Annotated in this window: 8 protein-coding genes; all 8 read right to left on the reverse strand. The window is 40.1% G+C overall.

Annotated elements, in window-relative coordinates; genetic code table 11:
• Positions 1 to 398: 398 nt before the first annotated feature.
• Complete coding sequence (gene rlmD, locus ACYSNO_RS01785; RefSeq protein ID WP_461729349.1) at positions 399 to 1,766, reverse strand: 23S rRNA (uracil(1939)-C(5))-methyltransferase RlmD; 1,368 nt, start codon at positions 1,764 to 1,766, stop codon at positions 399 to 401.
• 127 nt (positions 1,767 to 1,893) lie between these two features.
• Entirely contained in the window at positions 1,894 to 2,907 is a 1,014-nt protein-coding gene (locus tag ACYSNO_RS01790) for a diacylglycerol kinase (protein WP_461729350.1), read from the reverse strand.
• Positions 2,908 to 2,917: 10 nt separating this feature from the next.
• The gene (gene gatB / locus ACYSNO_RS01795) at positions 2,918 to 4,348 is read right to left on the reverse strand and encodes an Asp-tRNA(Asn)/Glu-tRNA(Gln) amidotransferase subunit GatB (protein ID WP_461729351.1); all 1,431 of its coding nucleotides are present in this window, start codon (positions 4,346 to 4,348) and stop codon (positions 2,918 to 2,920) included.
• Entirely contained in the window at positions 4,348 to 5,817 is a 1,470-nt protein-coding gene (gene gatA, locus ACYSNO_RS01800; RefSeq protein WP_461729352.1) for an Asp-tRNA(Asn)/Glu-tRNA(Gln) amidotransferase subunit GatA, read from the reverse strand. Before gatA ends, gatB begins: the two co-directional genes overlap by 1 nt.
• Positions 5,817 to 6,122, reverse strand: a complete 306-nt coding sequence (gatC, locus tag ACYSNO_RS01805) for an Asp-tRNA(Asn)/Glu-tRNA(Gln) amidotransferase subunit GatC (protein WP_461729353.1) — start codon at positions 6,120 to 6,122, stop codon at positions 5,817 to 5,819. The genes gatA and gatC overlap by 1 nt, the downstream gene beginning before the upstream one ends.
• A gap of 237 nt (positions 6,123 to 6,359) precedes the next feature.
• The gene (locus ACYSNO_RS01810) at positions 6,360 to 7,451 is read right to left on the reverse strand and encodes a CamS family sex pheromone protein (RefSeq protein WP_461729354.1); all 1,092 of its coding nucleotides are present in this window, start codon (positions 7,449 to 7,451) and stop codon (positions 6,360 to 6,362) included.
• A complete protein-coding gene (ligA, locus tag ACYSNO_RS01815) occupies positions 7,435 to 9,468 on the reverse strand; it encodes an NAD-dependent DNA ligase LigA (protein WP_461729355.1) in 2,034 nt (677 codons plus the stop codon). Before ligA ends, ACYSNO_RS01810 begins: the two co-directional genes overlap by 17 nt.
• 19 nt (positions 9,469 to 9,487) lie before the next feature.
• The gene (pcrA, locus tag ACYSNO_RS01820) at positions 9,488 to 11,734 is read right to left on the reverse strand and encodes a DNA helicase PcrA (RefSeq protein ID WP_461729356.1); all 2,247 of its coding nucleotides are present in this window, start codon (positions 11,732 to 11,734) and stop codon (positions 9,488 to 9,490) included.
• Positions 11,735 to 11,850 lie beyond the last annotated feature (116 nt).

An 11,850-nucleotide genomic window follows, 5' to 3' on the forward strand; every position in this document is an offset into this window, starting at 1 on the left:
CCAAGACAATCCATCGACTTCAATCTTTTCATCGCCTGTTAAATAATGATAATACGTTTTATGTCCCTCGTCAAAAGAACAATTCCATAAATGGCTTTACCTCTCCATTTTTTTATTAAACAAGCTTTGATAAATTAAGCGAGAGAATTGTTCTTCATTTTCATAATGGCACAGAAATCTTATCATTTATTCAGTAGTTTAGTGCTTTTTTTAAAGGCAACATTCCAATTTGAGTGTTAGCCGCCTGCTTTTTATTTATCTCGTTTCATTTTACAATGAGTAAAACACGTATAAGAAGAATACATCAACTCCTCAAGAGACAAAAAACCGGCAGAGTCTTCTCTACCGATTTTTTGGATTCTTCAAAACGGGTTTCGATTGATGAGGGGATACGTGGATTAGATCCTTTCCAACAACGTCACACTCTCCACATGATGTGTCTGCGGGAATAAATCGACTGGTTGAACCACTTTCGCTGCATAGCCTTGTTCTGCAAACAATACTAAATCACGAGCCATCGTTGCTGGGTTACATGAAATATAAACGACTTTCTTTGGTTTCATTTCACATACCGCTTCAATAAAGGGTGCTTCTAATCCTTTACGTGGTGGGTCAACAAAGACGACATCGGCTTCAATTTCTGCTTTTTCCCATTGTTTCATTGTTTTTTCTGCATTTCCAACGAGGTAAGTGGCGTTTTCAATGTGATTGATTTCGGCATTTTTTTGTGCATCTTCAACGGCTTCTTCAATAATTTCCATGCCGTAAACGTGACGCACTTGATTCGCAATACTTAAACCAATCGTACCAATTCCAGCGTAAGCGTCAATGACGACGTCTGTTGGTTGTAGGTCTGCCAGTTCAAATGCCTTTTTATAAAGCGCTTCTGCTTGGACTGTATTGACTTGGTAGAATGATTTAGCGGAAATTCGATAGGTATTGCCTAATAATTGATCCTCAATATAGCTTTTACCAAATAATACTTTTTCTCGCGCGCCTAGGATGACATTGGTTTTTTCCTCATTGATATTTTGAATGACAGAAACTACTTCTGGAATTTCTTCTTTAATAATCGCTGCAATTTCTTCTCCTTTAAAGAATTTCGCACGGCGAGTAACTAAAACAACCATCATTTCATGGCTGTAATGGCCGCGACGAATAATGATGTGGCGTAAGAAGCCTTCATTAAACTCTTCATTGTAAGCAGTAATATTAAAGCGTGCCAGAATTTCTCGAACTTTAATAATTGCTTCGTCGATTGCTTTTTCTTGGATATAAAAATCTTCAATTGGAATCATATCATGGCTATTTTTGCGATAAAAACCTGTCACTAATTTTCCTTCTTTTTTGCGAACAGGGATTTGTGCTTTGTTACGGTAGGCAAGCGGATTTTCCATACCAATTGTTGGTAAAACCTCTACTTCTGGCATTTTTGCGATTTTCGTCATGACTTTTGTCACTTGTTCTTGCTTGAAAAGTAATTGCTTATCGTATGCAAGGTGACTTAACGGAGCGATACCCGTTCGTAGCAAATCAGCATTCGTTGTTGCTTGACGGTCTGGACTTTCTTGTAGGATTTCAACAATCCGGGCATAACCAAAACGTTTACCGACTTTCATGACTTTTACTTTTGCTGTTTCGCCAGGTAAGGCATTTTCGATAAACAATGGATAATGGTCTACTTTTGCGACACCTAAACCTTCGTGAGACAAGTCAATGATTGCGACTTCCAATATTTGGTTCTTTTTTAAATTAATGGTATTCATTCTTTTTTCTCCTCATTCGCTTTTTAGCGAGTTACTTCTTCTATTCTAAAAAACATTCGATTAAAAGGCAACAAGAAAGGAAATACGAGAGAAAACAAAAGTGTTTCTTTCCTATTTCCTTCCTCAACTATTCTTCTAATTCTTTCTCGTAGTCGCTGCCTTGCAGGCGTTCAACTTCTTCAAGGAAATCCTTGCTAACTTCGTCGTAGTCACCTAAAACAGCCTCATTCGGGATGGCATCGAGATCACCATAAAATTCAATGTGGTGATGCAAATTTTCAAAAGTCATGGGCGCATCACCACCATATTCTCCATCTAAATTAATCATCAAGCGTTTTTCTGGATCTGTAAGATTCACTTCTAACTTCGATGTCTTTGTATAGATAATTCGTCGGTCGTTGACGTGTTTGCCACCGTTAATCATTAAGCCAACCAAGTGTAAAATTTCAAAAACATTGGCTGTTTTTACAATGATTAATGAGAATTTTCCATCATCAAGCTTCGCATCGGGGACAATTTGTTCAAAACCGCCAACGGAATTCGTTAAGCCTAAGAAAAACATGGAAGCATCGCCATCATAGACACCTTCATCGTATTTTAAATGCATATGAATCGGTTTGATGCGTGGCAATAATTCCGCGCCTTTCGCTAAATAAGCTAAATAGCCAAAAACACTTTTTAATTCTGAAGGCACATCATAAGTTAATTCCGTTAAATGGCCACCTGCGGCAATATTAATAAAATAGGAAGCGTCCGCTTTTCCGATGTCCATTTTAATGGTTTGGTTTTTAAGAATCACTGCTGCCGCTGCCCGAATGTTGTCTCGCGGAATTTTTAGGGCACGAGCATAATCGTTCGTTGTTCCACCAGGGATAATTGCCATTTTGGGGCGGTTGGCTAGCGGTGCAATGCCGTTAACCACCTCATTAATCGTACCATCGCCTCCAGCTGCAACGACTAAATCATACCCCGCTTCTGCCGCTCGTCTTGCTTCGTTCTTCGCTGAATCTTCTTCAGCTGTCGTTGCAAAGGCGCTTGCTTCAAAACCTGCCTCCTCTAGAACATCGAGAATATCCGCTAAATTTTTCTTCATCAATTCTTTTCCAGAGACTGGATTATAAATCACACGCGCTTTTTTCATGTTGCACCTCTTAACGTTTTGCTAACTCTTCTTGCAATAATTTATTAACAATTCCAGGGTTTGCCTGCCCTTTCGTCGCTTTCATGATTTGTCCGACTAGGAAGCCTACTGCACGATCTTTCCCGTTTTTAAAGTCATCAATGGATTGTTGATTATTATCTAAAACCTCATTAATCATTGGTAATAGTTGACTTGGATCTGATAATTGAATCAAACCTTTTTCCTTCACAACTTGCTTGGCATCGCCACCGTTTATAATTAACTCACGGAAAACTTTCTTCGCAATTTTCGAACTAATCGTACCATCTTCAATTAATGATAGCATACCTGCTAGGTTCTCAGGGGTTAGTTTTGTGTCGTGTAATTCGATTTTTTCACTATTTAAATAGGCAGATACTTCACCCATTAACCAGTTCGATGCTTGTTTCACATCGCCACCTGCTTGGATGGTTGCTTCAAAGAAGTCGGACATTTCACGAGTAAGAGTTAGTACCATCGCATCATACTCTGGTAATTCTAGTTCTTTAATGTAACGCTCGCGACGTGCTTGTGGCATTTCCGGTAAGCTTTGACGAACACGTTCAACCCATTCATCGCTAATATCAAAGCGTGGCACATCTGGTTCTGGGAAGAGACGGTAATCTGCTGATCCTTCTTTCACACGCATTAAACTCGTTGAATTTGTTGCTTCTTCAAAACGACGCGTTTCTTGTTGAATTTCGCCACCTGCTAATAAAATTTTCGCTTGACGCTTTTCTTCAAAGATTAAACCTCGTCGCACAAAATTTAACGAGTTCAAGTTTTTGATTTCTGCCTTTGTACCAAAAGCTTCTTGCCCGTATGGACGTAAAGAAACGTTCGCATCACAACGCATCGAACCTTCTTCCATCCGCACATCAGATACGCCTGTAAACTGAATGATTGCACGTAAAGCTTCTAAAAAGGCATAGGCTTCGTCCGGTGAACGCATATCTGCTTCCGTTACGATTTCGATCAGTGGTGTTCCTTGACGGTTTAAGTCAACATGAGAATACCCATCTTTTCCGTGTAAGTTTTTCCCTGCGTCTTCTTCTAAATGGACGCGTTCAATCCGGATAATTTTCTTTTTCCCTTCCACTTCAATTTCAATCCAACCATCGTGCCCAATTGGTTTGTCATCTTGTGAAATTTGATAGGCTTTTGGATTATCTGGATAGAAGTAATTTTTACGGTCGAAGTGGGTATCTTGTGAAATTTGGCAATTTAAAGCTAAAGCCGCCCTCATTCCATATTCGAGCGCTTGTTTATTCATAACTGGTAAAACACCAGGGTAACCCCAGTCAATTACATGCGTATTGCTATTTGGTTCTGCGCCAAAGTGAGCCGGCGCTGGCGAGAAAATTTTTGAGTTTGTTTTTAATTCTACGTGGACTTCTAGCCCAATGACTGTTTCGAAGTTCATTATTTATCTCCTCCTAGAATCACTGGTTTTTTCGTATGAAAATCCGTCGCTTGTTCAAAGGCAAAGGCCGCTTGATACATGGTTTGCTCGTCAAAGTGCTTCCCAATAATTTGTAAGCCGATTGGCAATCCTTCTGAGAAACCTGCAGGAATGGACATACCTGGTAAGCCTGCTAAATTCACAGGGACGGTTAAAATATCACTTAAGTACATTGCCAGTGGATCTTCATCATTTGCACCGAAAGCATAAGCAACGTTTGGTGCAGATGGACCGATAATTAGATCAAAATCATCAAATACTCGATCAAAGTCTTGTTTAATCAATGTCCGAACTTGCCCTGCTTTTTTAAAGTGAGCATCATAGTACCCAGAACTTAAGGAGAAATTCCCTAACATAATCCGACGTTTGACTTCCGCACCAAAACCTTCACTACGCGAGTTCACATACACATCTTCCAAGGTTTGCACATTTTCTGAACGGTAGCCAAAACGAATCCCATCAAAACGTTGCAAGTTCGTTGCTGCTTCTGATGAGGCAATAATATAGTAGGCTGCGACTCCATATTTTGAATGCGGTAAACTTACTTCTTCAACAGTTGCTCCCAGTTGACGGAAAGTCTCTGCTGCTTTTAAAATCGCTGCTTTGATTTCTGGTTGGATGCCTTCACCTAAATATTCTTTTGGTAAAGCAATCTTCATGCCTTTGATTTCTCCTGTTAATTTTTCAGTGAAATCGGGAATCGAACGCCCCGCCGAAGTGCCATCTTTTGCATCGTAGCCACTAATTGCATTTAAGGCATAGGCGTTGTCTTCTACGTTACGTGTTAAGGGACCAATTTGGTCTAAAGAAGATGCAAAGGCAATTAAGCCATAGCGTGAAACACGTCCATAAGTTGGTTTCATCCCAACAATCCCATTGAATGCTGCTGGTTGACGAATGGAGCCTCCTGTATCGGTTCCTAGTGAAACAGGGATTTGACCCGCTGCAACTGCGGCTGCTGACCCACCTGATGACCCTCCTGGAACTTTGGTTTGATCCCAAGCGTTTTTCGTTTTCTTAAAATAAGAAGTTTCTGAACTACCACCCATCGCGAATTCATCCATGTTTAATTTTCCAACTGGAATCATGTCTGACTGGTAAATTTTCTCCATCACGGTTGCGTCGTAAATTGGATTGAAGTTATAAAGCATTTTTGAAGCTGCTGTTGTTAAAAGGTCTTTTGTCACGATGTTGTCTTTAATCCCAATTGGAATGCCTGCCAAGACATTGTTTTCAGTAATCCCTTTTAAATCAATTGCTTTTGCTAATTCAAGTGCTTTTTCTTCATTTAATGTAATAAACGATGCGACTTGTGGTTCGGTTTCTTTCACTCGGTCAAAAGTAGCACGTGTTAAATCTGTTACGGTGATTTCTTTTGATACTAGTAAATCATGTAATTCAACTAAACTTTTATCGTATAATTTTGTCATTAGGCTCCGGCCTCCCCATTATCCATAATTGCCGGTACTTTAATGAAGCCATCTTCTGATTCCGGTACATTTTTCATTAATTCTTCTCGATCCCAACCTTCAGTTGGTACATCCTCACGCATGACATTGATCAAATCGGTTACGTTTGAGGTGAAGGGTACACCTTCTGTATCTACTTCTTCTAATGTTTCAACCATATCAATGATATGACCTAACTGGACAGTAAATTCCTGTAGTTCATCGTCATTAAATGACAATTTTGATAGGTTAGCGACATGTTTTACTTGTTCTGCACTAATTGTCAATATTATCCCCCTCTTATCATTTCATGCATCTTTGCATTTTCTTTTCACCACATTGTATCATTTTATCCCTCATCTTGAAACGTTTATCCCATTTTTTTCAGTAGTTTCGTGTTTTTTTCAAGAAAAGAATTGTTTCCTTCATGCTTTGATCGCTCTTTCAATGAACAAATCAATTACTGAAAAAACAACCTTTAAGTTTTGACAGACATCGCTGCACCTAAAGGCTGTTCCAATTTTTTAGTTAAAAAGATGGGAAGTCACCGTATCTTCTTTAAGCAAAATCAAAGATTGAGGCATCCCCAGGGCATGAATTTCAACAGAAACATCTGCGCCAAGTCCTTTAAATAAAACTTCGACTTGTTTGCCGACATATTGCGTGTAACTTGCAATTTCGGATTGACTAAAATACTTCGAATCAATCTTAATCGTAAAATCAATCAATTGTTCATCGACAAAAAGTGCTTGCCCTGTTACCCCAACTAGATCGGGGAAAGCGGTTTGAATCGCACTTTTAAAAGTTAAGAAAGGTTGATTGATGCCTTTTTCCGTCGCTAAATTTTGCACGTTTTCAGAGACAGGAAGTAAAAGCGTCACTTCCCTAACTTCTTCATATTCCGCAATGGATTGCTCCCCTTTTTGACTAACGGCGGTATAAATATATTTTCCACCAAGTAATTGATTGGCGGGTGCTTGTTCGTAAATATTCACTTGAATCGGTAATCTCTCATAACCTGGTTGTTTCCGAATCCGAGTCAAGCTACTGTTCACCGTTTTATGGACTTGCTTCATCATCGCTTCTCTGGAAATTTCCTGCTTGCTTCCTTCTTGTTCAAAATGACGAGTGAAGGCAAACCCTAGACTTACTCCTGCCAAAGTCTGACCGTCTTCTTCCATCAATTCATAGGCCAAAAACTGTTGGAAAATTAGTGGTGTTTGTTCATCTTCTGCGTTTAAGCCTTGTGGGTTGTCCTCTGACTCTCGTCCTAACCAAGACTTCATCGTCACTTCATCGACAACTTGGCCTTCTCGGAAATAATATTCATCCGCCGAAAATTGTTCGTGAGCGAAGCGTAAGAGTCCCTTTTCAAAATTCTTTTGATTATAGCCACTTTGCAGGCCGCTCGCCGTTAAACCATGAACGGGATTTTTTTGATAGGTGCCATCTTCTAGCATACTCTGATAAATCGTGCGATCAATTCGTCCCGTTGTCACGGTTTGATTAGCCAGTTGTTCTTCTCTTACGGGCTTCATTTCTTTTTCGAGATTGCCACAACTTGTCAAAATGAAGAAAGCCAAACTTAATGGCAAGAGTTTAAATGGTCGCTTCATTGGCTTCCTCCTTCTCAAAGGCAGTGACTAAGTCCGCTTCTGTCCAAATCTCAATCCCGAGCGTTTGAGCCTTTGTTAGTTTACTTCCGGCATCCGTTCCGGCGATCACCAAGTCCGTTTTTTTTGAGACACTTCCAACCAGTTTTCCACCAAGATCTTCAATTTTCCCCTTTGCCTCTTCTCGAGTGAAATGAGCAAGTTTTCCAGTTAAGACAATTCGTTTCTCCTTAAAAACCGACTCAACCGCTGCTAAATCACTAACAGTTTTACCTAAGTAGGCCAAATTGACTTTTGCTGCTTGAAATTCCGCTAACAATTCATGAACTTCACGGTTATCAAAGTAGTTGACGACACTATCGGCAATCACCTCACCGATTGAAAAAATTTGACTGATTTCTTCTTTTGTTGCCTGACTCAAAGTCGGAATATCCCCATAATTTTCAAGCAAGATTTTGGCTGCTTTTGCACCGACGTGACGAATTCCTAAACCAAAAAGTAACTTCTCAGCCGAATTGTCTTTACTTGCTTGAATCGCTTGTAAAAAATTATTGGCTGATTTTTCTTTTACTTTCTCTAGGCTCAAAAAGTCAGCTTCCGTCAACCGATAGAGATCTGCGACGTCTTTTACCAGTCCCTTATCATACAACTGTTCCAAAACTTTCGGTCCTAAGCCATCAATATTCATGGCGTTACGTGACACAAAATGATTGAGGCCTTCTTTCATTTGTGCCGGGCACTTTGGATTAATACAACGCAAAGCAACCTCCTCTTCTAAATGAACGAGTGCGCTATGACAGATTGGGCACTCGGTTGGAATTGGATATACTTCACTTTCTTCCGGGCGTTTGTCAAGCAATACATACGCCACTTCAGGAATAATATCTCCTGCTTTATAAATGACGACATGATCGTGCAAACGAATGTCTTTTGCTTCAATATAATCACGGTTGTGTAAACTCGCTCGACTGACCATAGTTCCAGCTACTTGTACCGGAACCATGACTGCAGTAGGCGTGACTACACCTGTTCGCCCAATGGTCCACTCAATGTCTTCGATAGTCGTTTCAACTTCTTCCGGTGGAAACTTATAGGCAATCGCCCAACGGGGAGCTCGAACGGTAAAACCTAAATCTTCCTGGTCTGAAAATTCATTCACTTTGATGACAACTCCGTCAATTTCATAAGGCAGTTCCATTCTTTTTGCCTGGTATTCTTCAATATATTGCCAAACTTCTTCAATCGATGTACAAAGGCGCGATTCGTGATTGGTTTTAAAGCCTAATTCAGATAATTCTTTTAACGCATCTGCTTGGTTGGTAACATGTAGCATGCCCGCATCAGCGACCGTGTATAAAAAACTACTTAGTTGTCGTTTGGCTGTGATTTTTGAATCCAGCTGCCGCACACTACCTGCAGCTGCATTTCTTGGATTAGCAAAAACATCCAACCCTGCTTCTTCTCGCTCTAAATTTAATTGCAAAAAAGAATCTTTAGGCATAAAACATTCTCCACGAACTTCCATCGAATAGGGTTGATTGAGTTCGAGTGGAATCGAACGAACGGTCTTTAAATTTTCCGTAATATTTTCACCGATTGTTCCGTCGCCTCGGGTCGCCCCTCGAACGAACTTCCCTTCTTCATAGCGTAACGAAATCGATAATCCATCAATTTTTAGTTCACAGATATAACTTGCTGCATGGCCAAGCGCTTTTTTCACGCGTTGATCAAAAGCCACTAAGTCTGCTTCACTAAACGCATCATTTAAACTATACAAGGGAATTTCATGTTGTACCTTTTCAAATCCGGTAGAGACAGTCCCACCTACTCTTTGGGTAGGTGAATCTTGCGCAATTAAGTGCGGGTGGGCAGCCTCTAGGTCAACCAACTCTTGATACTTCCGGTCATAAACAAAATCTTCAACGGTCGGTCGATCTTGGACATAGTATTCATACGCATATTGATTTAATTCTTTCACTAATTGACTTATTCTTACTTGTATTTCTTGCTGATTGGTCACAAAACAACCCCCTTGTCTCTTAAAGTTTTTCAATCGGTGCAAAAGCAGCTAATAAGCGTTTGACGCCTTGCTGCGGAAAAGCAATAAATAATTCACTATCTTTGCCTTCATTAATCATTTTCACAACCGTACCTTGTCCCCATGTTTTATGCAACACTTTATCGCCAATTGCCCATTCTTTAGCTTCTGCACCAGTTGCTTGTTTGTTTGTCCGGCTCGGACGTGGCGCTTGTTGATGAAAGACTGGTTTTAAAACCTGAGCTTGCCCTTGCGGACGACCATATGAATTCGCAGCAGGTCTTGACGTTTGTGCTTGCAATAAAGCCGTATCAATTTCGCTAATAAAACGTGAAGGCGAATTGTATTGGCTACGTCCATAAAGCATCCGTGAAGAGGCATTGGTTAAGTACAATTTTTCCTCTGCCCGTGTAATTCCCACATAGGCCAAGCGACGTTCTTCCTCTAAGTCTTGTTCCTCCGTTAGCGAACGAGAGGACGGAAAGACATTTTCTTCCATCCCAATCAAAAAGACAACTGGAAATTCCAACCCTTTGGCTGCATGCAAAGTCATTAACGTCACTTGGGCACTCTTTTCCTCGTAAGAGTCAATGTCTGATAACAATGCTAAGTCATTCAAGAAGATAATCAAGCGTTCCTCGACTGCTGCACCTGATTCTTCGGCTTCCATTTTAAAGCGTTGGTCAAACTCTTGCGTGACAGTTAAAAACTCCTCTAAGTTTTCAATTCTCGCTTGAGACTCTAAGGTGTTTTGAATTTTCAACTCGTCTAAATAACCACTTTTTTCTAAGACCTGTTCCGTTAATTCTGTTACGGATAAATAAGGAATCATTTTAGTGAAAGCCATCATCATTTCCCCAAAGGCTTTGAGTTCTTTTCCAGCTTTTCCTCCGATATTGGCTAAATCCGCTTCTTTAGCCGCCTCTAATAGCGTCCAATCATGCATCGCTGAAAACTGTTGAAGCTTGGTGAGTGACGTTGGACCTACACCGCGTCTTGGCGTATTGATGATCCGTTCTAAACTAATGGAATCACTTGGATTGGCAATCGCATTTAAGTAGGCCAGCAAGTCTTTAATCTCCTTACGATCATAGAACTTATGCCCACCCACCATCGTATAAGGGATATTGGCCTTTAATAAAACATCTTCAATTGCTCGTGATTGCGCATTTGTCCGATACAAAACTGCAAAATCATTGTAGCTACGGTTTTCATTTTCGATTGCCTGGCCAATTTGGCTGACAATAAATTGACCTTCTTCTCTTTCACTTTGGCCTCGGTAATAAGTAATTTGTTGTCCCGCTTGATTATCCGTCCATAACTTTTTCTCGCGACGATTGCGATTGTTTTGAATCACCTGGTTGGCGGCCTCTAAAATGGTCTTCGTCGAACGATAGTTTTGTTCAAGTAAAATGACTTGGGCATCTGGGTAATCTTTTTCAAAATCTAAAATATTTTGCATGTCTGCTCCACGCCAACCGTAGATGCTTTGGTCCGCGTCCCCTACGACACATAAATTACGAAACCGAGCAGCCAATAAATTAACGAGTGTATATTGTGCATGGTTGGTGTCTTGATACTCATCGACATGAATATAATGAAATTTATTTTGATAATAACTGAGAACTTCTGGCACTTCTTGAAACAGACGAATTGTATTCATAATCAGATCGTCAAAATCCATGCATTCGTTTCGATACAGTTCTCTTTGATAACGAGCATAGCATCTGGCAACAATTTTTTGGTAATAATCTCCTTGTAAGGCTTCATATTTTTCGGGTGTTAAAATTTCGTTTTTGGCATTCGAAATCGTCGATAAAATACTTCTGGCATCATATTTTTTGGGATCAAGATCTAATTCTTTTAACACCCGTTTCATGACTGATAATTGGTCGGAAGAATCTAAAATGGTAAAGTTTTTTGAGTAACCAATATGATCAATGTCTCTTCTTAAAATTCGCACGCACATGGAGTGAAAGGTAGACACCCAAACATCTTCTCCACGACTGCCAAGTAAATCAACAACCCGAGCCTTCATTTCTTTTGCGGCTTTGTTGGTAAAAGTAATCGCCAAGATATTCCATTGGTTGACCATTTTTTCTTCAATTAAGTAAGCAATTCGGTGCGTCAATACGCGGGTTTTCCCACTACCTGCTCCAGCCATTAATAAAAGCGGTCCATCAATTACTTGGACAGCTTCTTTTTGTCTTTCATTCATTCCATCAAGTAAATACTGCTTGGATGACATTTAATTCAACATCCTCTCTATTTCGATTCCTTTGACAAGTATAGCATTTTCCGATTTCACCTGAAAGAGAACAAACATTAAAATTTCCCTTCCTTTCTTATTTATGACTGATTATG

Source organism: Enterococcus sp. LJL98 (genome assembly GCF_054871745.1).